The sequence below is a fragment of the Paenibacillus sp. NEAU-GSW1 genome, from assembly GCF_009737085.1.
Lineage (GTDB): Bacteria > Bacillota > Bacilli > Paenibacillales > Paenibacillaceae > Pristimantibacillus.
Genome location: NZ_WOVL01000011.1, coordinates 107,206 through 131,565 on the forward strand (window position 1 = coordinate 107,206; position 24,360 = coordinate 131,565).

Below are 24,360 nucleotides of genomic sequence, written 5' to 3' on the forward strand. Positions count from 1 at the left end.
TAAACGATGGCTAAAGTACGGGTTGGCCGTGTAGGCGAACAAATCAAGAAAGAATTGAGCACCATTATTCAAACGGAACTCAAGGATCCGCGCATTGGCTTCATCACCGTAACCGGTGTTGAAGCTACGCCGGACCTGTCGCAAGCGCGCGTTTACTTGAGCGTGCTTGGCAGCGAGGAACAGAAGGAAGAGACGCTTAAGGCGCTGGGACGTGCGAACGGATTTATCCGTTCCGAGCTTGGCAAGCGGATGCGTCTCCGCCATACGCCGGAGCTGCTGTTCAAGTTTGACAGCTCGATCGAATACGGCAGCCGGATTGAAGGGCTGCTTGAACAAATCAATCGCGGGAACGAATCGTGATGACAAGCGAAAATTATTTGGCACAGCTGGACGCCGCAATTGCTTTCATGAAGGAGGGGGACGACTTTCTAGTCGTCTCCCATGTTCAGCCTGACGGGGATGCGATCAGCTCGACTTCGGTTATCGCATGGCTGCTGAATAAGCTTGGCAAAAAAGCCGTGCTTATGAACGAAGGCGAGCCGCCTTCGCGCTTAAGTTATCTTTATCAGTTTGATGCCATTATTAATTATCGTAAAACTCGGCCGGAGACGAAATTTACTAAAGTAATAACAGTTGATTGCGCCGATTATAAACGGATTGGGGAAGTAACAGCGTTATTTGCTCCCGATGTTCAAATGGTTAATATCGATCATCACCCGACCAACGACGGCTTCGGTTCCGTAAATATCATTCTTGATCATGCGGCGGCAACCGTTGAAATATTGTACGATTTAATTGAAAGAGCCGGCATTGAATTGGATTTGGATTGCGCAACCGCTATTTATACCGGATTACTGACGGATACGGGCGGTTTCCGTTATTCCAATACGAGTTCGAAAGTTATGGCAATCGCATCGCGTCTGCTGGAATTTGGAGTGAGAGGTCACCAATTGGCCGATCATTTGCTTGAAAAAATGACGATGCCGAAGCTTAAACTGCTGCAGCGCAGCTTAAGCAGGCTAACGTTCAGCGAAGACCAGCAAATCGGTTGGCTGTACATTGCCAAGGACGATATGAGGGAAACGGGCGCTGTTTCCGACGATTTTGAAGGGATTGTCAACTACGCTCTTAATATTGACGGCGTTGAGGTCGGCATCTTATTCAAAGAAACGGATGACGGACAAGTCAAGGCGAGCTTGCGTTCGGCGGGCAAAGTCGATGTTGCGGCAATCGCCCAATCTTTTGGCGGCGGCGGACATGTGCGTGCAGCCGGCTGCCGATTAGAAGGACCGCTTGCCGAATCGACCCAAACGCTCGTTGAAGCAGTTAGAAAGGCGTTGACGCAATAAGATGGACGGCATTATCGCAGTATGGAAGCCGGCAGGCTGGACGTCGCATGACGTCGTCGCGAAAGTGCGGCGGCTGCTTCGCATGAAACGGATAGGCCACTCCGGTACGCTAGATCCGATGGTAACGGGCGTTCTGCCGTTATGCCTCGGCCGCGCAACTCGTGTTGTGGAATATTTGCAGGAACGGCCGAAAGCCTATGAAGCGGTTATCCAGCTAGGCATTTCTACGGATACCGAGGATTTGACTGGAACTGTTCTTGAGGAACGGGGCGGCATAACCATTACCGAGGAAGAAGTGCTTCGCGTTCTTCGCAGCTTTGTCGGGGAAATCGAGCAGGTTCCGCCGATGTTCTCGGCTGTCAAGGTAGATGGCAAACGGCTGTATGAGCTGGCGCGGGAAGGGAAGACGGTCGAGCGCAAGTCGAGAAAGGTGACGATTCACCAGATTGAGCTGCAAAGCATCGATAACTCGACGGATAAACCGACCTTCGCGTTTTCCGTCGTTTGTTCGAAAGGAACGTACATTCGAACGCTTTGCGTCGATATCGGCAAAGCGCTTGGCGTGCCTGCAGCAATGGCGCAGCTGACGCGGACGATGTCCGGCGGCATTACGAAAGAACAGTGCTTGACGCTCGAACAGATTGAGCAACTCCAGCAAGATGGTGAAATTGAGAAATTTATTCTTCCTGCGGAAGCTGCGATCTCCCATTTGGAGCCCGTACAATTGAATGAACGTCTCTCCGAAATGGCACTGCGCGGGCAAAAAATTCCGTTCGCCATGTTAGATGCCGATCTGACTGAGAGTCGTAATCCGATTAGAGTTTATAATGAGAAGAAATCGTTTATCGGTATTTTCGAAGCGGATAGCGAATTGGCTGTTCTTAAACCGGTAAAGGTTTTTTCATAGTTTGATAGATAGCAGACCGGAGAACGGTTTGAATATGCGAAAGTCTGAACAAGAAATGCAGGTGTATCCGATTGGAAACCATCTATCTTCAATATCCGTTGACAGAACTGCCGGCAGATAAGCAAGGGTTGTCGATTGCGATCGGCCATTTTGACGGCGTTCATCGCGGGCATCAGAACGTTATTGCTCAAGCTGTTTCCGAAGCGAAGCGGAAAGGGCTCAAGTCTGCCGTTATGACTTTTAGTCCTCATCCGAAGGAAGTACTCGGTCAAGGCGACCGTTATTACAGCAGCCTTACGCCGTTTGATGCCAAAGCGGCGCAGTTCGCCGAGCTCGGAGTAGATATCGTGTTTGTCATGAAGTTTGATCCGGAGTTTTCAGCCATTCTGCCTCAGCAATTTGTTGACGAGGTGTTACGAAAGCTGAATGCCCGTCATATCGTTGTAGGCTTCGACTTTCATTTCGGCTTCAAAGGACAAGGAAACGCTGAAATGATGTGCCAAATGTGCGCGCCAGACATTAACGTCGATATTATTGAACCGCTCTACGAGAACGATAAAAAGGTAAGCAGCACCTATATTCGCGAAGCGCTGGAGCTCGGCAGCATTGATGTGGCCGCGAAGCTTTTGGGGCGTCCTTACGAGCTCGAGGGGACGGTCGTTCACGGCGACGGACGGGGTCGCACGATCGGATTTCCGACCGCCAATATTGAAATGTCCGAGCGGTATGTAGCGCCTCGTCTAGGCGTATTTGCGATTACAGCCGAAGTGGCTGGAAAAAGCTATTACGGCGTGCTGAATCATGGGATGAAGCCAACCTTCAATAAAGAAGAGATCCGACCTGTTATGGAAGCGCATTTGTTTGATTTTCATCAGAGCATATATGGTGAGTCGATACGCATCCGGTTTCATGCTTTCATTCGCCCTGAGCAGAAGTTCGGTTCGGTTCAGGAGCTTATTGCTCAAATCGGCAACGATGCGGAATCGGTAAAACGGCTTTTCGGCATCGCTTAGTTCATGGCATTTACTTGCCCAAGTCATTATGTTATACTGAGTAACGTTGCTGCTGAAATCCATATCGGACGATGAGCACACGAACCTTAGCTTGGATGTCCGCACTCACCGGCGGTACCTGGGCTAACGGCGATTATTTTAAATATTCAAGGAGGTGAACGAGGATGGCAATTACACAAGAGCGTAAACAAGAACTGATTGAAACGCACAAAACACACGCGAGCGACACGGGTTCCCCGGAAGTTCAAGTAGCTATCCTGACGGAAAACATCGTTAACTTGACGCAACACTTGCGGGAGCACAAGAAAGATCATCATTCCCGCCGCGGTTTGCTCAAGATGGTAGGTCAACGCCGTAAGCTGTTGGCATACCTGAAAAACAAAGATGTTAAACGTTATAGCGCATTGATCGAAAAACTCGGCCTTCGCCGCTAGAACAATTCTCACGAAAAGCAACCTGGCTGTCTTGCCGTCCGGGCTACCCGGACCTGGCGGAAGCGGGTTGCTTTTTGTAATATCCAAAGGTTCAGCAGGATATGCCAAAGCAGTTGGCGAATGGTAACAAAGCCAACTCTTACTTCAAAAACTAGGAGGGATTACATTGCAACAAGTTGAAATGTTGTTGGGCGGCAGAAAGCTTGTCCTTGAGACAGGCCGTCTCGCAAAACAAGCGAACGCAGCAGTAACCGTGCGCTATGGCGATACGGTCATTTTGTGTACAGTAACCGCTTCTTCGGGTCCGAAGGATTTGGATTTCTTCCCGCTTACGGTTAACTATGAAGAACGTTTGTATGCTGTCGGCAAAATTCCAGGCGGCTTTATTAAACGCGAAGGCCGTCCAAGCGAGAAAGCGATTCTGTCGAGCCGTTTGACAGACCGTCCGATTCGCCCGTTGTTCCCGGAAGGCTTCCGTAACGACGTACAAATCGCAAACATCGTCATGAGCGTGGATCAGGATTGCCCGCCGGAAATCGCGGCTATGATCGGTACATCCGCAGCGCTCGCCATTTCCGACGTTCCGTTTAACGGACCGATCGGCGGTGTAAGCGTAGGTCGTATCGACGGACAATTCATCATTAACCCAACGGTTGAGCAAGAGCAGAAGACCGATATTTTCGTCGTTGTAGCCGGCACGAAAGATGCTATTATGATGGTGGAAGCGGAAGGCAATGAAGTTGGCGAAGACGTCATGCTGGAAGCAATTATGTTCGGACATGATGAAATCAAGAAGATCGTTGCGTCGATTGAAGAGCTTGTAGCTGTTGCAGGCAAGCCGAAGATGGAAGTGAAGCTGCATGCGGTAAACGATGAAGTAAACGCTGCCGTTCGCGCATTCGCTTCTGAGAAACTGGTTGAAGCGATTCGTATTCCTGAGAAGCATGCTCGCCAAGATGCTATTGATGCAGCGAACAGCGAGACTGTCGCTCATTTTGAAGAAGCATATGCGGAGACGCCTGAGCTGCTTGCCGATGTGAAAGAAGTATTGTACGACATCGTCAAGGAAGAAGTTCGCCGTCTGATTACTCATGATAAAGTTCGTCCTGACGGACGCGCGCTTAGCGAAATTCGTCCGATCGAATGCGACGTCGCTTTGCTTCCGCGCACGCATGGTTCCGGTTTGTTCACCCGCGGCCAAACGCAAGCGCTCAGCATCTGTACGCTTGGCGCACTTGGCGACGTACAAATCTTGGACGGCATCAGCCCGGAAGAGACGAAACGTTTCATGCACCATTATAACTTCCCGCCGTTCAGCGTAGGCGAAGCAAGACCATTGCGTCCTCCAGGCCGCCGCGAAATCGGTCATGGCGCACTCGGCGAACGCGCATTATCGAAAGTAATCCCGTCGGAAGCGGAATTCCCATACACAATCCGTCTCGTATCGGAAGTATTGGAATCGAACGGCTCGACATCGCAAGCAAGCATTTGCGCAAGCACACTTGCCATGATGGACGCAGGCGTACCGATAAAAGCCCCGGTAGCGGGTATCGCTATGGGTCTGATTAAAGACGGCGACCATTTCTCGATCTTGTCGGACATTCAAGGGATGGAAGACCATCTTGGCGATATGGACTTCAAAGTGGCAGGTACGGCGCAAGGCGTTACTGCGATCCAAATGGATATTAAGATCGACGGCATCGACCGCGCGATTTTGCAGCAAGCGCTTGAGCAAGCCCGCGAAGGACGGATGTTCATTCTCGGTAAAATGACAGAGGTTATGTCCGAATCCCGTAAGAGCCTGTCGCAATATGCTCCGAAAATTTTGACGCTCCGCATTAATCCGGATAAAATCCGCGACGTTATCGGCTCCGGCGGCAAAATCATCAACAAGATTATTGAAGAAACCGGCGTAAAAATCGATATCGAACAGGACGGCATGGTTTACATTGCATCTTCGAATGAAGAAATGAACCAACGCGCCAAAGCGATTATCGAAGGCATCGTCAAAGAAGTTGTTATTGGCGAAGTATATCTCGGTACAGTTAAGCGCATCGAGAAATTCGGCGCATTCGTCGAAATTTTGCCGAACAAGGACGGTCTCGTACACATTTCCCAGCTTGCTAACGAACGTGTTGCGAAGGTTGAGGATGTTGTGGCGATTGGCGATCAGATTACGGTTAAGGTTACGGAAATCGATCAACAAGGCCGGATCAATCTGTCCCGCAAAGCTGTTCTAGCTCCATCTGTACCAGCGCAGTAAGCTTGTCTTCTGCGCTTTCTATACGAACTTAAGCAAAGAGCCAGATTGAATCTGTCTCTTTTTGTTTTTTCAGGAACAAGTGCAGGCTTGTACGGCTGCCTCTGCATAATCTCGTCCAATTCTACATACATTGGAGCATGCGTCTTGAACCAATGATGAGGTGAAGATTGGCCTATGAGAATGGATCGGGTAAAAATCGGCTTGATCTGTGCCGGAATGGCAGCTGTATTGGCAGTTATAAGCTTGAATATCGGGGGCATAAGCGACTATGTAAACGCCGTTAAGAATCAAGGTTCGTCTATTGCGGCCATAACTGCCCCTGCATTCAGCGAGCAGGAGCAGACAGATCTGCTCCGGCAAATTGAACAAGAAGCGGAAAACAAACGGGTAGCGCCGATTAACGCGCGAATTGACCGGGTTTGGAAAGCGATTCCCGGATATAATGGGGTAGAAGTCGATATTAAGGCGACGTACGAGAAGACGATTGCAAGCGGAGCGTTGTCGCCCATTCAATTCGTCTATAAAGAAGTGAATCCGCAGGTGTCGCTGCGGGATCTAGGCAAATTTCCGATTTACCGGGGCAATCCGGAGAAAAAGATGATTTCAATTATGGTCAATGTAGCGTGGGGCAATGAATATATTCCTTCGATTCTAAATACGCTGGAGAAGGAAAACGTAAAGGCGACCTTTTTTCTGGACGGCTCGTGGCTGAAAAAATACCCGGAGGTCGCAAAACAAATACAAGACAAAGGACATGAGATGTCCAACCATGCATACTCTCATCCGAATATGAGCGAGCTGGACCGTCAATCCGCCTATACGCAAATCGCAAAGACAGAACAGTTATTGAAATCGACATTAAATGTGCAAAACAAATGGTTTGCTCCGCCCTCGGGGGATTACAATCAACAAACGGTTCAGGTAGCCTCCGAGCAAGGCTTGATGACGGTGCTTTGGACAATCGATACGATTGATTGGAAAAAGCCGGCGCCGGATACGATCATTCGCCGGATATCGGCGAAGTTGGAGCCGGGGGCGCTCATTTTAATGCATCCGACCGCTTCTTCAAGCCAGGCGCTGCCCGGCATGATTAGCGAAGCTAAGCGTCAAGGATACGCCATTGGCACTGTAGATGAGCTCTTGTCGCCGAACCGTGTTCCGTCCGTTGTTGAGCCTGAGAATTAATTTTGTTACACTAAAGGGTAATTATTGCTCGCTGAGGAGGACAATCGTGAATAAATATACATTAAGCAATGGATTGCGTGTCATTGTGGAATACTTGCCGACCTTCCGTTCCGTTTCATTCGGTATCTGGGTTAAAACAGGGTCGCGCAATGAAACGCCGGAAAACAACGGAGTTTCCCATTTTGTCGAGCATATGCTGTTTAAAGGGACGAATAACCGTTCGGCAAAAGATATCGCTGACTTATTTGACGGCATTGGCGGCAACGTTAATGCGTTTACTTCCAAAGAATATACATGCTATTTTGCAAAGGTGCTGGATGAGCATTTGCCGATCGCAGTCGATGCTTTGGCGGATATGTTTTTCGAATCGAAGCTTGATCCGGAGGAGCTTGCGAAAGAGAAAAACGTTATTTTGGAAGAAATTTCGATGTATGAAGACACGCCGGACGACAAGGTGCATGACGAAGCGTCGCGCGCGGCATACGGCGACCATCCGCTCGCTTATTCGATTCTGGGGCTCGAAGAGCGCTTAACCGCGATGAACTCTGATTCTTTGCGCAGCTATATGAACGATACATATACGATTGCCAATACGGTAATTAGCGTGGCCGGCAATGTCGAGGAGCAGAAGCTGCTGGAGCTGCTTGAAAAGCATTTTGGCCGTTTCAGCAACCAAGGCAGCACGGCCATTGTTGAAGCACCGTCATTTCATGGCGATTACGTCTTCTTTAAAAAGAAAACGGAACAAAATCATCTTTGCCTTTCTTTCCCGGGCTGCTCGATTTCCGATCCGAAGCTGTATGCGATGATTCTATTGAATAATGCGCTGGGCGGCGGCATGAGCTCGCGACTGTTCCAGGAAATCCGCGAGAAGCGGGGCCTTGCTTACTCGGTATATTCGTACCATACCTCTTATGCGGATACGGGCCTTTTTACCGTCTACGCGGGCACAGCGCCAAAGCAGACAAAGGAAGTGCTCGATCTGACGATGGAGCAGCTGGAAGAGCTGGCCGTCAAAGGACTTGGCGAAGACGAACTGCATCGCGGCAAAGAGCAGCTTAAAGGCAGCTTGATATTGAGCCTTGAAAGCACTAGCAGCCGTATGAACCGTCTCGGCAAAAACGAGCTGATGCTTGGACGCCATTATACGCTTGACGAATTGCTTCAACGGATTGATAATGTGACGATGGACGACTTGCGTCAAATGACGGAACGGATGCTTTCGGTGCCGTTTGCGGTGGCGATGGTCGGATCGAATGATAAAGCGGCTTCACAATTGGGGAGGAATCGTTTTGTTTCAAGTATTGTTTAAACGTTTGGCAGGCAATGAAGATATTTTGCTGCCGAACAAAATGTCAGAATGGGCTGCGGGCTTTGATCTGCAAGCTGCGGTTAGCGAGCCGGTCGTGCTTGCTCCGGGGGAGCGCAAGCTGATTCCGACTGGCTTTGCAATGGCGATGCCGGCAAATCTGGAGGCGCAAATTCGTCCTCGCAGCGGCCTTTCCTACAAGCATGGCATCACCTGCTTGAATTCGCCTGGCACGATTGACGCCGATTACCGGGGCGAGGTGAAGGTGCTGCTCGTCAATTTGGGGCAGGAGCCGTTCACGATCGCGCGCGGCGAACGCATTGCGCAAATGGTATTTCAAGTCGTGCCGGCTATTGAAATCGTCGAAGCGGACGAACTGCCGGACACGGTGCGCGGCGCAGGCGGATTCGGACATACGGGCGTGTAACGAATAACGGATAACGGAAGAAACTTCCTTTAAAATGCGATGTTCAGCGGAAAAGGCAGGGTTAACGTAGAAAACTTCCGTTATTCTGCTAGATATTCCGATATTAACACTCGAAGATTGGAAATAACGGAAGAAAGTTCCGTTATAATGCGGTTTAAAGCGAAACGGGCATCAATAACGGAAGAAAGTTCCTTTATTCCGAGTATCGCTCGAAAAACAATTCCGCAAGGAAAAGGTGTAAGTTTAAACTCCGTTTAATAACTCCGGATAAGGTGTGAGTTTAAACTCCGTGTAAACTGCTGATGTCAAGACCGAGATACCTCGGTCTTTTTTTTATGCGTTTTTCACCCATTATGGGCGTTAGCATAAGATGGTCTATAACCCGTGCGCAGAAAGGAGTGAATGCTGCATGTTAACAGGCGTTCAGGTGCTGCTGTTAGGCGGCGATGCGAGACAGCTGGAAGTGATCCGGAAGTTGGCGGAGATGGATGCGTCGATTACGGTATCGGGCTTTGAGGGGCTGGTGACATCGCTTGACGGTGCAGTGCATGCTGAATTTGACGAGCAATTGTTCGACGGCATCGATGCGCTGCTGCTGCCGGCGGTCGGCACAGACGATCAGGGGCTCATTCATACAGTGTTCAGCGATCGCGAAATTAGGCTGCTTGGTGTGCATCTTGCGCGGATGCCAAAGCACAGCAAAGTATATACGGGTATGGCTAAACCGTATTTGAAGGAATTATGCTTGCAGCATCAGCTCGAGCTGGTTGAATTGTTTGATCGGGACGATGTGGCGATTTACAACTCGATTCCTACGGCCGAAGGCGCAATTATGATGGCCATTCAAAATACGGACATTACGATTCATGGCTCGCGATCCATGGTGCTGGGCTTCGGAAGAACCGGCTTCACGATGGCTCGAACACTTCAAGGGTTAGGAGCGGAAGTCTACGTTGGAGTAAGGCGCGACGAGCATTTTGCGAGAGCTGCCGAGATGGGTTTTAAGCCGTTCTACACAAGCAAACTGCAGGAGTATACAGGCAATATTGACTTGCTTTTTAATACAATTCCGACTATGATAGTCACAGCACAAATTATAGCTACTTTACCTTCGCGAGCCGTAATTATCGACCTTGCCTCGAAGCCGGGCGGAACCGATTTCCGCTTTGCTGAGAAAAGAGGAATTAAGGCGATGCTCGCACCCGGATTGCCAGGTATCGTTGCTCCTAAAACTGCTGGACGAATCATAGCCGATTGTTTATCTCAATTGATTATGGATGATTCGAAAAAGCGGGGGAATGGGCAATGAATTGGTCTGGAAAAACAGTCGGGTACGCGTTAACGGGATCGCACTGCACGCTTGCGGAAATTATGCCGCAAATCAAGAGATTTGTTGATGCCGGGGCCAATGTCATTCCGATCGTATCGAACACGATTATGACGACAGATACCCGTTTTGGCACATCTGAAGAATGGCAGACGCAAATTAAAGCAATTACAGGCAATGATATTATTTCGACTATTGCGCAAGCGGAGCCGCTTGGTCCATCCAAGCAAATCGACGTTTTATTGATTGCTCCTTGCACTGGCAATACAACGAGCCGGTTGGCGAATGCGATGACGGACAGCGCCGTATTAATGGCAGCCAAAGCGCAAATGCGCAACGGAAGACCGATCGTGCTGGCGATATCTACGAATGATGGACTTGGGTTGAACGCCGCTAATATAGCTAGGCTATTGGTGGCTAAACATATTTATTTTGTGCCTTTCGGCCAAGATAATCCCGTACAGAAGCCTAATTCGCTTGTGGCGAGAATGGATCTGACTCTCGAGGCTTGCGAAGCGGCGCTGCAAGGAAAACAGCTGCAGCCTTTGCTCATCGAACGATTTAATTATTAACGAGCTGGCAGATGTCAATGAACGAATCCGACAACCCGATGAATGGCGCTCAATCAGACGCAAGCGGCAATTTTGACATCTTGTTATCGGCAACGGAGGAGCAATAGTTATGCGTATCCTGGTCCAGAAATTCGGGGGCACGTCACTTTCGTCCGATAAAGCTAGAAGCCATTGTGTAGATCATATTGCAAGAGAGCTGAAGAACGGATACCGTATCGTCGTCGTCGTATCGGCGATGGGCCGTAAGGGCGACCCTTATGCTACGGATACGCTTCTTCAGCTCGTTCGTGATAACGGCGATCGTCTGCCGCCTCGCGAACGGGATATGCTGCTTGGCTGCGGCGAGATTATCTCAGCGGCAGCCTTATGCAGCCTGCTCAACTCGAAGGGCATCGCTTCGATCGTATTGAATGGCGGTCAGGCAGGCATTCGCACAGACGAACAGTTTGGCCACGCCCGCATCAAAGAGCTTCATCCGGAACGGATGCTAGAGCATCTGCGAGTAGGGACAGTCGTTATCGTAACCGGTTTTCAAGGCAGCGCGGAGAACGGAGATTTGACGACGCTAGGCAGAGGAGGCAGCGATACTACGGCAACGGCGATCGGCGCAGCGCTTCATGCTGAAATGGTCGATATTTATACGGATGTGAACGGCATTCTAACGGCAGATCCGAGAATTGTCAAAGACGCTAAGCCGCTTCCCGTCGTCGGTTATGCTGAAATTTGCAATATGGCGCGGCAAGGCGCAAAAGTCATTCATCCGCGCGCGGTTGAAATCGCCCAGCAGGCAAGAGTGCCGATCCGTGTGCGTTCCACCTTCTCCGAGGATGAAGGGACGCTCGTTACCGACCGGCCTGAGCTTGTGAAAGGCTATGTCGCAGATAAGCATGTGACGGGCATCGCCCATGTCGCCGGCATAACGCAAATTTCGGTTCAAGCCATTGAAGGCCGAACGGATATGCAGCTGCAAGTGTTTCAAACGATGGCACGCAATCATATTAGCGTTGATTTTATTAACGTAACGCCAAGCGGAGCGGTTTACACCGTATTTGATCAGGATGCCGAGCGGGCGGTCTCGCTGCTGAGATCGAACGGCTTTGAGCCCGCTGCTGTAAGCGGCTGCGCCAAAGTATCCGTTATTGGCGGCGGAATGAACGGTGTGCCCGGCGTTATGGCCCGCATCGTCGAAGCGCTGACGGAACAAGGGATAACGATCATGCAATCGGCGGATTCGAATACGACGATTTGGGTGCTCGTTAAGGAGCCGGATATGGCGCCTGCGCTTCAAGCGCTGCATGCTAAATTCGAGCTTCATCTTTAAATTAGAGTTAATAGCCTAACTTGGATAAAGTAAAGCACACGGTTTATTGCCAGCATAAGCAAAGCTTTGTAGGAGGGTATAAGGATGGATTTTGGAAGATTAGTTACAGCCATGGTCACGCCATTCGATGCGAACGGTCAGATCGATTGGGAATCGACCGGTCGTTTGATCGACTATTTAATTGAAGAACAGCTCAGCGATACGCTTGTAGTATCGGGAACGACAGGCGAATCGCCTACGCTCACGGACGACGAGAAAACGGCACTTTTCCGTTTCGCAGTAGAACGCGCCGCCGGTCGCTGCAAAATTATTGCCGGTACGGGGAGCAACAATACAGCACATTCCATCCATTTGACGAAGGAAGCGGAAGCTTGCGGCGCAGATGGCGTACTTCTTGTTGCGCCGTACTACAATAAACCGAACCAAGAAGGGTTGTTCCAGCATTTCAAAGCGATTGCCGAATCTACGAAGCTGCCGGTTATGCTATACAACGTTCCTGGACGCACAGGCATTAATCTGTCGGTGGAAACGACTCTCCGTCTTGCCGAGATCGACAACGTCGTTGCGACGAAGGATTGCGCAAGCTCCGATCAGTTGACGCAAATTATTGCGGGCGCTCCAGAAGGCTTTAAAGTATACAGCGGCGACGACAGTGCAACGCTGCCGACGCTTGCGATTGGCGGATACGGCATCGTAAGCGTAGCGAGCCATATTATCGGAGCCAAAATGAAACAGCTTATCGCTGCTTATTTGAACGGCGACGTGCAGCAAGCTGCGAAGCTGCATCTGGAATGCCATTCGGTCTTTAAAGGACTGTTCGAATGTCCGCATCCGGTCCCTAATCCGGTAGCGGTAAAATATGCGCTCTCGCTCCGCGGCATTGCGGTTGGCGGAGTACGCCTTCCATTAGTGAGCGTAAACGAAGCTGAAGCAGCCTTCATTAGCAAGCTGGTATAATAAATAGTTATGATCATAGACTGGAGCCTCGGCTCCAGTCTTTTTGCATGCGTTCGTTACAATAAGATTCATGAAGGGACGGCATGATCCGTATATTTTCACCAGTCAACCTTATACTATGACGAGCCGCAGCATTCTGCAGCATCATAGTCATTAGAGGGGGATTTCATGCCATGTGGCGCCAAAGTTATTCCAATAGCGAAATGAACGAACAACCGGAGACGGGTGCAGAGGATAAGAAAAAAAATATCGTCGAGACGATTCAGCAGTTGGGCCAGACTTCAACGCCTTCATCAGCGGATTCCAATATTCATTGCATGACGATTATCGGGCAGGTAGAGGGACATATCGTACTGCCTCCGCAGAACAAAACAACGAAATATGAGCATCTTATCCCTCAGCTGGTGGCGGCCGAGCAAAATCCGAAAATCGAAGGTATTCTTATTGTTCTGAATACAGTTGGCGGCGATGTGGAAGCCGGGCTTGCCATAGCGGAAATGATAGCTTCTTTGTCGAAGCCAACAGTTACGCTCGTGCTTGGCGGGGGCCATTCGATTGGCGTGCCGATAGCTGTTGCCGGAAATATGTCTTATATCGCCGCGACTGCCACCATGACGATCCACCCGATTCGATTGAACGGGTTAGTGATCGGCGTGCCGCAAACGTTCGAATATTTGGATAAAATGCAGGAACGCGTCGTACGATTCGTTACACAAAATTCTAAAGTGTCGGAAGAAACGTTTAAAGAATTAATGTTCAAGACAGGAGAGCTGACACGCGATATCGGAACGACCGTCATTGGTTCTGATGCGGTCAAGCACGGCTTAATTGACGCAGTCGGCGGGCTTGGCGACGCGCTTAAAGAATTGAATCGCCGAATTGCGGAGCGCAAATCCGAGCTCCATTCAGCGAATTCGACGGGAGTGTATAACTAATGACTCTCTATACAATCATGCCTCTTGAGACGGTTTTCGAGCAAATGCATAACGGCAATGAAGCCGAACGGCCTGTTCAAATTTGGTGGAACGGCATTCATATGGAGGTTGAGCCCATTGCGCCCGGCATGGGAAAAATCGTCCGTCTGCTCCAATGCCAGCTCGACGATTATTTGAATCCCGGTTTATTTCCAGGCACCGTCGTTATGTTTGGCAGCCATCAGAGTGCTCAGGGATAAAAGGAGCCGATAGGAACATTTGTCCACCTATGGTATAATGTATAACCAGAGGTGACGAGAGTTGGCTAAAAAGAGAAGAAAAAAGAAGTCGATTGCGGCTCATTTAAAATATGAAGTTTATGGCATTTTACTTATCACCGTATCCGTCATTGCGCTGTCCGGCAGCGCGACCGTCGGACGGTCGCTATCCAGGCTGTTCGGCCTTTTCCTTGGCAAGTTTTATTTTGTATTGGCGTTAGTCGGCATTTATGTCGGACTGGCGGTTATGGTAAAACGGGTATGGCCAAAAGGATGGTCGAACAGAAGGACGGGCATATTGCTGTTTGTGCTGGCGTTGACGCTTTGGAGCTCAGTAGCTGAAATTGACAAAATGTTAACGCCTTCAACCGAATTGTCGGGAGGCATCATATTTAGTCAATTAAATGATAATATTCGCTATGAATTGCTTGCCTTCGATACAGCGGATACGCGGCCAATGAATGAAAAGGCTATAAGCGGCGGCTATATCGGAGCGATTCAATATTCAATGTTGTTTATGCTGTTCGGATATTTTGGCGCCAAGCTCGTAATGTGGGTAATGTTTGCAATTGCAATCATGCTGATGACAGGCAAATCCTACGTCGAGATGGGCAGCTTCGTCAAAACGAAGCTCGTGCGCCTGTTCAAGCTGCTGTCGGCAAAATGGTCCCATCGAGCAGCACTGCGTTCAGCAACAGCTGCTGCAGCCGCAAAATCGGCGAAAGCCGACGACGACAACAATCAAGGCTACATGCAGGACGACGGTATCGAGGATGACGATCAAATCCCGATTATGCCGCGCCGTCAAAAACGTTCGTTATTTTTCTCGTGGCGGCAACAGCTGGAGAAGGCGGAGGATGCCCATGCTGACAATGCAAGCAAGCAAGCTTCTTACGACGATTGGTCGCTTGAAGACGAGGATTATGCGAGCCAGCAAAGAAACGGCAAAAATCCTCATTGGGCAACGGAATGGGAACAGGAAGAGTGGGATCGAAACGGAGAGCAGGAAACGGTACATAATGACGGCTTGAAAGCTAGAATGGATAATGAATCTGACGAATTGGATCCGTATCCGGCTCCTGAAGCTGCGGTTCCAAATCCTATCGAAACCGGAGCAGAAGACCGATGGGCTGATGAAACCCCATGGCCGCAAGCGGACGCGGATTATCATGGCAATGAAGAATCGCGCTATATTGCCGGCCATTCGGATGTAGAAGCGAATTCGAATCATCATGCAGGCCATCGCGATCCATACGTGCACGAACAAGAGGAAGAGGAGCAAGTCGAGCAAATTACGGCGTTCGATAAACAACTGACTTCCGGGAAGAACAATCCGGCTCCGATAGCTTCACCGCCATCGGAGCCGGTCGTTCCGGTGCAAAAACCGTATATGCTGCCGCCATTCTCGTTGCTTGCAAAGCCCAGCCTGCTGGCGAGAGGCGTTGACGGCAACGATATGGACGCGAAGCGAAAGCTGGAAGCGACACTCGAAAGCTTTGGCGTGCGCGCCAAAGTATTAAACGTTGTACGCGGCCCTGCTGTAACGCGATACGAAGTGCAGCCGGCAACCGGCGTTAAAGTAAGCCGAATTGTCAATCTGACGGACGATATCGCGCTGGCGCTTGCCGCCAAAGATATCCGGATGGAAGCGCCGATCCCCGGGAAGTCGGCCATCGGCATCGAAGTGCCGAATATGGAAGTATCGGTTGTTACGATGCGTGAAGTGATGGAGACGCCGGAATTCCAAAATGCGCCTTCCAAGCTGTCAATTTCATTTGGACGCGATATTTCCGGCCAGCCGATTATCGGCAATTTGGCGCGTATGCCCCATTTGCTTGTAGCAGGCGCGACAGGCTCAGGCAAATCCGTTTGTATAAACGGCATTATTACGAGCATTTTGTACAAAGCGAAGCCGGACGAAGTGAAATTTCTAATGGTCGATCCGAAGATGGTCGAGCTTAACGTATACAACGGCATTCCGCATTTGCTTGCGCCGGTTGTAACCGATCCGCGAAGAGCTTCCCTTGCGCTGAAAAAAATTGTCGTCGAGATGGAAAAACGGTACGAGTTGTTCTCCAAATCGAGCACGCGCAACATTGAAGGCTATAACAACTTGATGATCGACAATCCCAAGGCTGTACTGCCCTACATCGTCGTTATCGTGGATGAGCTTGCAGACTTGATGATGGTTGCGGCAAACGATGTGGAAGATTCCATTGCGCGGCTCGCCCAAATGGCGCGCGCGGCCGGCATCCATCTCATAATTGCGACGCAGCGTCCGTCGGTTGACGTAATTACCGGCGTTATTAAAGCAAACATTCCTTCGCGTATCGCATTTGGCGTATCTTCGCAAGTCGATTCGCGTACGATCCTCGATATGGTTGGCGCCGAGAAACTGCTCGGCCGCGGCGATATGCTGTACTTGCCGGTAGGCATGTCCAAGCCGATCCGCGTACAGGGTGCGTTTCTGTCCGATCAAGAAGTGGAATCGCTCGTTGAATTTTCACGGGGCCAGGCGGAGGCTGAATATAAAGAGGATCTTGTTCCCGAGGTGGAAGAGGAGGATACCTCCAATCCGGAAGAAATTTTGGACGAACTGTATGACCAGGCGGTTACGATCGTAATCGAGGCGAAGCAAGCATCCGTCTCACTGCTGCAGCGCCGGATGCGTATTGGTTATACGCGGGCAGCCCGATTGATCGATCAGATGGAGGCGCGGGGAATTGTCGGCCCTTATGAGGGCAGCAAACCGCGCGAGGTACTTATGACCATGGACCAATTTCAAGCTGGACGAATCCCCTCGTAATCTCGCCGTACCGCAGTTGTCCATGCTGCCATTACTGCCAAACGATGCATAGAAGGTGGGACGCTTTCTCATACTACTGTTAGCAACGCTTCTATTAAGCGGACTAACTTGCATGAGAAAGGCAGATCCCTAGATGAGAAATCGTTTGATTGTAGTGACCGCGTTAATCGTAATGCTCGTATTCGGCACTTTTTCGGTGCAGCATATGATAAACGGAAAAACGGCCGAAACGTTCAGCAACGCTATACTTAAGGTCGGTTCCTCAGGCAAGGATGTATACGAGCTGCAAGGAAGGCTAAAGCACTTAGGCTTTTTCAACGGCAAAATTGACGGCCAATTCGGGACAAGCACAAAAAACGCCGTAACTTGGTTTCAATGGAAGTTCGGCATGAAGTCGGATGGAGTCGTCGGCGCTAAGACGAAGCTGAAACTATGGGAAGCGACGAAAAACTGGAAGCCGACGGCCGAGGATTCGGGCCAAACTACTTCCGGCGGCTCGAGCTCTAGCGGCGGTTCAAATACGACTGAAAAAGCGACATCGCTCGAGAAATCGAATAAGCTCGGCTTGACCGCAGGCGATTTGAAAATTATGGCCAACGCTGTGTACGGCGAGGCGCGCGGCGAGCCTTACGAAGGGCAGGTTGCTGTTGCGGCTGTTATTCTGAACCGGCTGCAATCGCCAAGCTTCCCGAATTCGATATCAGGCGTTATTTTTCAGCCAGGCGCATTTACAGCAGTTGCTGACGGCCAAATCTGGCTGACGCCTAACGAGAAAGCGGCGCAAGCCGTGCAAGATGCAATTGCCGGCTGGGACCCTTCCGGCGGCTGTCTGTACTATTTCAATCCGGAGACAGCAACCTCCAAATGGATTTGGACTAGGCCGCAAGTGAAGACGATCGGCAAACATATATTCTGTATGTAATAGACGAAGAAGCAACCTGAAGCCGCGCGAGGCCAGGTTGCTTCTTCCATTTCGCATCGGTTAGAATGGTATAGGCAATATGCAACTGGAATACATTTACTCCAACAGAACCAAACTGCAGTTTTATTCGAGGAAGGAGCTAACGGAGTGACACTATTTGAGAGAGGGCAGCTTGGCCGTATTCGGCTTCATGTGCTGCCGACGAAACGATTCAAAACGTTTGCAATTTCATTGTTTGCTGGTGTGCCGCTATCGGAGGACTCCGTAACCGAAACGGCGCTTGCTCCTTTTGTCCTTCGCCGAGGCACCGCTTCAACGCCTGAGACGAAGGCATTCCGGGAAAGGCTGGACGATTTGTACGGCGCCGGCTTTGGCTTTGATGTATATAAAAGAGGCGATTCGCAAATCGTTCAATTTCGCATGGATGTCATCAACGACCAATTCGTATCGTCGAACAGTCCGCTGCTTGACGAGTCGTTAAAGCTGCTTGGCGAGGTCATTACCGATCCTTGCACAGAAAACGGCGCGTTCCGGGCTAAATATGTGGAGGCGGAGAAGCAAACGCTGAAAAAACGTCTCGAAGCGATCGTTAATGATAAAATTCGCTACGCGGCAGAACGCTGCCTAGAAGAGATGTGCGAGGGCGAGCCGTATCGTCTTCACCCGCTTGGCAAGCTGGCCGATCTCGACGGCATTACGCCGCAATCGCTGTATGCGGCTTATGAAAATTGGCAAAACACAGCCGCGTTTGATTTATACGTGGTAGGCGATACATCGCTTGCCGAAGTAACGGCGCTCGTTCAGCATTATTTCCGTCCGAAAGCGGGCGTTCCGGCTGTTTACTCGCTTCCTGAATTGACGCGCGAAGACCGTGAAGTCAAGACGGTTGTCGAGCAAATGGACGTTAATCAAGGCAAATTGAATCTGGGCCTTCGCACAGGCATCGGCTACAGTGATGACGACTACGCGGCTTCGCTGATGTATAACGGCATTTTGGGCGGATATCCGCATTCCAAACTGTTTTTAAACGTAAGGGAGAAGGAGAGCTTGGCTTATTATGCCGCATCGCGTTTGGACGGACATAAAGGGCTATGTACGATACAGTCCGGCATCGAAATTGCAAATTACGAACGTGCGGTAACGATTATTAAGGAGCAATTGGAAAGCATGAAACGCGGCGAGCTCTCCGAGCTGGAACTGAATCAGACGAAAGCGATGATTTCCAATCATTTGCGGGAGCTGCAGGACAGCGCCTACGAAATGATCGCCTATGATTTCAACTCGGTGCTTTCCGGCAAAGACCGCAGCGCGCAAGAGCTGCTTGAACAAGTGCAGTCTGTCACGTCTGCCGATATTGTGCGCGTGGCGAACAAAGTGAAGCTCGATACGATCTACTACTTGCGTGACCGGAAGGAGGCTTAACCGCCATGGAGACGCTTGAATATAAAGGGGTGCAGGAAACGCTGTACCGCGAAGTGCTGGACAACGGACTCGAGGTTGTTGTGCTGCCTAAACCGGGATTTCAAAAAACGTATGCCACTTTCGCAACGAAATACGGTTCCGTCGATAATCAGTTTGCAGTAAGCAATGACGAGATATCCAGAGTACCGGACGGCATCGCACATTTTCTCGAGCATAAAATGTTCGAAGAGCCGACTGGCGATATTTTTGCAACGTTTGCATCCCAAGGCGCCTCGGCCAATGCGTTTACCAGCTTCGACCGCACGGTTTACCTATTTTCCGCAACCGAGCAAATTCCGGCCAATTTGGAAACGTTGATCGATTTCGTTCAAAACCCTTATTTCACTGACGAGAATGTAAATAAGGAAAAAGGCATTATCGAACAGGAAATCAATATGTACAAAGACAACCCAGATTGGCGCGTTTATTTCGGCTTGATCGATGCGATGTACCATACGCACCCGGTTCATATTGATATTGCGGGAACGGTGGAATCGATTTATGAGATCGATAAGGAGACGCTGTATCGCTGCTATGAAACGTTTTATCATCCTTCCAACATGCTGCTGTTCGTTGTTGGCGGCGTAGATGCGAAGGAAGTGTTTGACCTCGTCAAAGCGAATCAAGCGCGTAAAAACTTTACGCCGCAGGGCGAAATTCGCCGGTTTTTTGAGGATGAACCTGTCAAAGTAAAAATACCGCGAAAAATTACACATTTGCCGGTTTCACTTCCGAAAGTGATGTTTGGCTTTAAGGAGAAAAAAGTCGGTTTGTCGGGAAAGGCGCTGCTGCAGCAGGAAGTCGTGTCCAAACTGATGCTTGACGCATTATTCGGCGCGAGTTCGGCGCTTTACCAGGAGCTTTATGAGCAAAATTTGATTTCGGATTCATTTGGCTCCGAATTCAATTCAAGCGAGGACTATTGCTTCTCGGTTATTGGAGGAGACAGCCCTAATCCGGAGGAGCTGCTCGCCAAAGTTCGCGTCGCTATTGAGCAGGCGCTCACTTCGGGTATCGATGAGGAATCGTTCGAGAGATCAAAACGGAAAAAAATTGGCGGTTATTTGCGAATGCTTAATTCCCCGGAAGCGATCGCAGGCGAGTTTACGCGCTATCGGTTCCGCAACAGCGATATGTTCGATTTGCTTCAGCTGTATGAGAGCAGTACGCTCGACGATGTAAACGGACGGCTTCGCGAGCATTTCGATTTCGATCAACTGGCGATTTCGATCGTCGAGAAAGCGGGCGAATGACCTTAAACCGTCCATCAACCGTGTTGGTCACCGGGGGAAGCCGCGGTATCGGCGCTGCCATTGCGCAGCGCTTTGCCGCGGAAGGCGCCAACATTATTATTCATTATTTGGAATCGCATGAAGCAGCCAATGAAACAGCTCGCAAATGCATGGCGCTAGGCGCCAACGTCATGACGATCAATGCGGATCTCCGATCGAAGGAGCAGCTTATACGCATGAAGGAAAAGCTGGAGTCGCTTCATTTGATGCCGGATATTCTCGTCAATAACGGCGGCATTTCGCATTACGGCATGCTTATTGACGTAACGGAACAGGAATGGGACGACGTTATGTCCGTTAATTTGAAGGGCATGTTTCTGTGCAGCCAAATTTTCATGCCGCATATGATCGCCAATCGGTTTGGACGCATTATAAACGTTTCCTCGGTTTGGGGAATGGCCGGAGCGTCTTGCGAAGTGCTGTATTCAACGACTAAAGGCGGCATGAACGCTTTTACGAAGGCGCTGGCCAAGGAGCTCGCTCCGACCGGCATTACGGTAAACGCTGTTGCGCCTGGAGCGGTCGATACGATGATGATGAGCGGCTTTGACGATGCGGAGAAGGCAGCGATCGAGCAGGAAATACCGCTCGGCAGATTTGCTCAGCCGGATGAGGTCGCTTCGCTCGTATATTTCTTATCGTTGCCGGAATCTTCGTACATAACGGGACAGATTATTAGCCCTAACGGCGGTTGGCATACTTAGTTGCTTCGTTCTCAAGGCCATGCATAATTCCGAAGCGAAATGGCACAATAATGACTGTTGTTCACTCTTTTCTAAATACGGAGGCGAAGTAACAATGTCAGTGTTAAGCAACTTCGGATCGTTTAAGCAGTTTTTGTCAGAGCGTGTGGATCAAGCGAAAACGATGGGAATGACTGAAGAGACGATTGCGAATTTGGCTTATGAGATCGGTTCTTTTCTCGATGAGAAGGTCGATCCGAAAAATGAGCAGGAGCGCGTATTGAAGGAGCTTTGGGACGCAGGCGACGAGTCCGAGAAAAAAACAATCGCGAATTTGATGGTGAAGCTCGTCGGCCATTCGTAAAAAGCACTTATAGGATATTGCAGAAAAGCCTCCCGAACGGAGGCTTTTCTGCAATGTTCCAATAGGAGTTAAAGGATTGTGGCGAAAATTGTAGAATAACATTTTTAGTAGCATGGCATTTATGGTATTCTTATTAATGGAGCACGGAAGCAAAGAATACAACAGGCTTAGGGCGGTGACTTTTGTTGGAAAGCAAGCAGTATTACATGGAATACAAAATACATAAGAATAGACCCGGGCTATTAGGCGACATCGCTTCGCTGCTCGGCATGCTTGAAGTTAATATTATGACGATCAACGGGGTTGAGGATCGGACGCGGGGAATGCTTTTGCAAACCGACGATGAGGAGAAAATCGTCCTGCTCGGCAAAATGCTGCAAAAGGTCGACAACATTACGGTCAATAAATTGCGGACGCCAACCATTGTCGATATTTTGGCCGTGCGCCATGGACGCTATATTGAACGTGATTCCGATGACCGCAAAACTTTCCGTTTTACACGCGACGAGCTTGGCTTATTGGTCGATTTTCTAGGCGAAGTGTTCAAGCGGGACGGCAATCAGGTTATCGGCCTGCGCGGCATGCCGCGTGTCGGCAAGACAGAATCGATTATTGCGGGAAGCGTGTGCTCGAATAAGCGCTGGACGTTTGTTTCGTCAACCTTGCTGAGGCAGACGGTTCGCAGCCAATTGTCCGAGGATGAGATGAGCGACAACAATATTTTCATCATCGACGGGATTGTCAGCACGATTCGTTCCAATGAAAAGCATTATTCGCTGCTGCAGGAAATTATGGCGATGCCTTCGACGAAGGTGATCGAGCATCCGGATATTTTCATCAAGGAATCCCATTATGATTACAGCCATTTTGATATGATTATCGAGCTTCGCAATACGCCGGATGAAGAAATTACATACGAATCCTTCACCGCCAACTATACAGACGAATTTTAAAGAGAGGAGACGGACAAATGTCAGACTTAGGAGCGCTGCTGCGCAAAGCAAGAGAAGAGCGCGGTTTATCGCTGGAAGATGTTCAAGAATCGACGAAAATTCGCAAACGTTATTTGGAAGCGATCGAGAATGGTGATCACAGCATTTTGCCGGGAACATTTTATTTAAGGGCTTTCGTTAAAAACTATTGCGAAGCCGTTGGCTTGGATGCCGATGAAGTGCTCCGTTTATATCAGCATGAAGTACCTGCGTCCGTCACAGACCAGATCGTTGAGAAGCCGGCAGCTGCCAGAGCGCCCCGCCGCGTGCAGACACAATCATCGGAGCGCATAAGCAAATTGGGCTTTAATGTGCTGATGTGGTCGTTCCTTATTCTTATTGTCGTTGTGGTTTGGGTTTATTTCGTAAATCAACAGGGTAACGACACGAAAGAGATCGATCAGACGAATATTACGGATGAAGCGTCACAAGCGCCGTCGCCTACAACGGATTCATCGAACGGAGCAGGGACGAATAGTCCGTCCGCAACGCCGTCGCCTACGCCGTCTGAACCGACAAGCGTTACGTTTACGGCTAAAAAGGGCAAAGTGGATCATTATGATGTCGCGCCTGCCGGAACTGTGCATAAGCTTGAAATTAAAATTTCCGGCGGTAAAGTATGGATGGAAGTGAGAAAGGGCAGCGATAAAGGCGAACAGCTAATGTCGGGCAATGTGGAGGACGGACAAGTCATTTCCTACGATATCACCGAGCCGTTGTACGTCAATGTGGGACGCGCGGATTTGTCGGTTATTTCTGTAGACGGCATTACAGTAAACGACGGAGATCAAGCACGATCCAAAAAAGTGCTGTTGAACCCTGTTCAAGGTGCAGGAGCGGGAGCAGATGCGAATGCTTCGCCGACACCGTCCGCATCGGCAGACACAACCGCACAATAATTTTACAGGTAGGGGAGAAACGGAATGTCATCGGAAAGTTCATTTGATATCGTATCGAAAATCGATATGCAAGAGCTTAATAATGCGATTCAGCAAGCGGAACGCGAAATTGAAACGCGCTTCGATTTTAAAGGCAGCAAAAGCAGCATCAAGCTGGAAAAGGAAGAGCTTGTCATCGTATCGGACGACGACTTTAAATTGAACAGCGTCATCGACATCTTGCAAGCAAAAATGGTAAAGCGCGGCGTGCCGATTAAAAATATGGATTTCGGTAAAATCGAGTCGGCATCGGCCAACACTGTGCGCCAGCGCATTAAGCTGCGTCAAGGCATCGACCAAGAGCATTCGAAAAAGATCAATACGCTGATTCGCGATTCGAAGCTCAAAGTGAAAAGCCAAATTCAAGGCGATCAAATCCGCGTAACGGGCAAAAGCCGCGACGATTTGCAAGCTGTCATCGCTATGCTTCGTGCGGCCGATTTGAAAGTTGAACTGCAATTTATGAACTACCGTTAATAAGTTGCCGCGTCTGCATAGGCCGCGGCGGCTTTTTTTGACATGCGGATCAGCCGTATATTATACTTGCTATAGTTTTTGGAAACGATCTGGGGGATATACAGATGAAGGTACACGTACAAAAAACAAGCTTTGCGACGATTGACAGGCTTTTTGCCAAGGAGGTTTC

At 49.8% G+C, this 24,360-nt stretch carries 24 protein-coding genes; all 24 read left to right on the forward strand.

Annotated features, from left to right (window positions below):
- Window positions 1-6 precede the first annotated feature (6 nt).
- Window positions 7-360, forward strand: a complete 354-nt coding sequence (rbfA, locus tag GOM71_RS10730; RefSeq protein ID WP_156280823.1) for a 30S ribosome-binding factor RbfA — start codon at window positions 7-9, stop codon at window positions 358-360.
- On the forward strand, window positions 360-1,349 hold the full coding sequence (locus tag GOM71_RS10735) for a DHH family phosphoesterase (RefSeq protein WP_156280825.1): 990 nt from the start codon (window positions 360-362) through the stop codon (window positions 1,347-1,349). The genes rbfA and GOM71_RS10735 overlap by 1 nt, the downstream gene beginning before the upstream one ends.
- A gap of 1 nt (window position 1,350) precedes the next feature.
- Complete coding sequence (gene truB / locus GOM71_RS10740) at window positions 1,351-2,256, forward strand: tRNA pseudouridine(55) synthase TruB (RefSeq protein WP_156280827.1); 906 nt, start codon at window positions 1,351-1,353, stop codon at window positions 2,254-2,256.
- A 71-nt stretch (window positions 2,257-2,327) separates the two neighbouring features.
- Window positions 2,328-3,269: a bifunctional riboflavin kinase/FAD synthetase gene (locus GOM71_RS10745; protein WP_156280829.1), complete on the forward strand. Its 942-nt coding sequence runs from the start codon at window positions 2,328-2,330 to the stop codon at window positions 3,267-3,269.
- Window positions 3,270-3,433: 164 nt separating this feature from the next.
- A complete protein-coding gene (rpsO, locus tag GOM71_RS10750; protein ID WP_156280836.1) occupies window positions 3,434-3,703 on the forward strand; it encodes a 30S ribosomal protein S15 in 270 nt (89 codons plus the stop codon).
- A gap of 181 nt (window positions 3,704-3,884) precedes the next feature.
- Window positions 3,885-5,966, forward strand: a complete 2,082-nt coding sequence (gene pnp, locus GOM71_RS10755) for a polyribonucleotide nucleotidyltransferase (protein ID WP_156280966.1) — start codon at window positions 3,885-3,887, stop codon at window positions 5,964-5,966.
- Between the two features lie 180 nt (window positions 5,967-6,146).
- Window positions 6,147-7,151 (forward strand): polysaccharide deacetylase family protein, encoded by a 1,005-nt coding sequence (locus tag GOM71_RS10760; protein WP_253944798.1) that lies wholly within the window; start codon window positions 6,147-6,149, stop codon window positions 7,149-7,151.
- Between the two features lie 46 nt (window positions 7,152-7,197).
- Window positions 7,198-8,463 carry a M16 family metallopeptidase gene (locus GOM71_RS10765; protein ID WP_367649552.1) on the forward strand — a complete coding sequence of 422 codons (1,266 nt, stop codon included), beginning with the start codon at window positions 7,198-7,200 and terminating at the stop codon, window positions 8,461-8,463.
- A complete protein-coding gene (gene dut, locus GOM71_RS10770; RefSeq protein ID WP_156280846.1) occupies window positions 8,408-8,887 on the forward strand; it encodes a dUTP diphosphatase in 480 nt (159 codons plus the stop codon). The genes GOM71_RS10765 and dut overlap by 56 nt, the downstream gene beginning before the upstream one ends.
- A gap of 409 nt (window positions 8,888-9,296) precedes the next feature.
- Window positions 9,297-10,196, forward strand: a complete 900-nt coding sequence (gene dpsA / locus GOM71_RS10775) for a dipicolinate synthase subunit DpsA (RefSeq protein WP_156280848.1) — start codon at window positions 9,297-9,299, stop codon at window positions 10,194-10,196.
- Window positions 10,193-10,786, forward strand: a complete 594-nt coding sequence (locus GOM71_RS10780) for a dipicolinate synthase subunit B (protein WP_156280850.1) — start codon at window positions 10,193-10,195, stop codon at window positions 10,784-10,786. Before dpsA ends, GOM71_RS10780 begins: the two co-directional genes overlap by 4 nt.
- Before the next feature lie 109 nt (window positions 10,787-10,895).
- On the forward strand, window positions 10,896-12,107 hold the full coding sequence (dapG, locus tag GOM71_RS10785) for an aspartate kinase (RefSeq protein ID WP_156280853.1): 1,212 nt from the start codon (window positions 10,896-10,898) through the stop codon (window positions 12,105-12,107).
- 84 nt (window positions 12,108-12,191) lie between these two features.
- A complete protein-coding gene (dapA, locus tag GOM71_RS10790; protein WP_156280855.1) occupies window positions 12,192-13,064 on the forward strand; it encodes a 4-hydroxy-tetrahydrodipicolinate synthase in 873 nt (290 codons plus the stop codon).
- Window positions 13,065-13,237: 173 nt separating this feature from the next.
- Complete coding sequence (locus tag GOM71_RS10795; RefSeq protein ID WP_156280857.1) at window positions 13,238-13,999, forward strand: ClpP family protease; 762 nt, start codon at window positions 13,238-13,240, stop codon at window positions 13,997-13,999.
- Window positions 13,999-14,238 carry a YlzJ-like family protein gene (locus GOM71_RS10800; protein ID WP_156280861.1) on the forward strand — a complete coding sequence of 80 codons (240 nt, stop codon included), beginning with the start codon at window positions 13,999-14,001 and terminating at the stop codon, window positions 14,236-14,238. Before GOM71_RS10795 ends, GOM71_RS10800 begins: the two co-directional genes overlap by 1 nt.
- Window positions 14,239-14,299: 61 nt before the next feature.
- On the forward strand, window positions 14,300-17,062 hold the full coding sequence (locus GOM71_RS10805; RefSeq protein ID WP_253944791.1) for an FtsK/SpoIIIE family DNA translocase: 2,763 nt from the start codon (window positions 14,300-14,302) through the stop codon (window positions 17,060-17,062).
- A gap of 133 nt (window positions 17,063-17,195) precedes the next feature.
- Window positions 17,196-17,984, forward strand: coding sequence for a spore cortex-lytic enzyme (gene sleB / locus GOM71_RS10810; RefSeq protein WP_156280864.1), 789 nt, complete (start codon window positions 17,196-17,198; stop codon window positions 17,982-17,984).
- 147 nt (window positions 17,985-18,131) lie between these two features.
- Entirely contained in the window at window positions 18,132-19,406 is a 1,275-nt protein-coding gene (gene yfmF / locus GOM71_RS10815) for an EF-P 5-aminopentanol modification-associated protein YfmF (RefSeq protein ID WP_367649553.1), read from the forward strand.
- A gap of 5 nt (window positions 19,407-19,411) precedes the next feature.
- Entirely contained in the window at window positions 19,412-20,698 is a 1,287-nt protein-coding gene (gene yfmH / locus GOM71_RS10820) for an EF-P 5-aminopentanol modification-associated protein YfmH (RefSeq protein ID WP_156280866.1), read from the forward strand.
- Window positions 20,695-21,441: an elongation factor P 5-aminopentanone reductase gene (gene ymfI, locus GOM71_RS10825; RefSeq protein ID WP_156280868.1), complete on the forward strand. Its 747-nt coding sequence runs from the start codon at window positions 20,695-20,697 to the stop codon at window positions 21,439-21,441. Before yfmH ends, ymfI begins: the two co-directional genes overlap by 4 nt.
- A 94-nt stretch (window positions 21,442-21,535) precedes the next feature.
- Complete coding sequence (locus GOM71_RS10830; RefSeq protein ID WP_156280870.1) at window positions 21,536-21,784, forward strand: DUF3243 domain-containing protein; 249 nt, start codon at window positions 21,536-21,538, stop codon at window positions 21,782-21,784.
- A 185-nt stretch (window positions 21,785-21,969) separates the two neighbouring features.
- Complete coding sequence (locus tag GOM71_RS10835) at window positions 21,970-22,737, forward strand: DUF3388 domain-containing protein (protein ID WP_156280872.1); 768 nt, start codon at window positions 21,970-21,972, stop codon at window positions 22,735-22,737.
- A gap of 17 nt (window positions 22,738-22,754) precedes the next feature.
- Window positions 22,755-23,675: a RodZ domain-containing protein gene (locus GOM71_RS10840; RefSeq protein WP_156280874.1), complete on the forward strand. Its 921-nt coding sequence runs from the start codon at window positions 22,755-22,757 to the stop codon at window positions 23,673-23,675.
- 24 nt (window positions 23,676-23,699) lie between these two features.
- A complete protein-coding gene (locus GOM71_RS10845) occupies window positions 23,700-24,191 on the forward strand; it encodes a YajQ family cyclic di-GMP-binding protein (RefSeq protein WP_156280876.1) in 492 nt (163 codons plus the stop codon).
- Window positions 24,192-24,360: the final 169 nt, after the last annotated feature.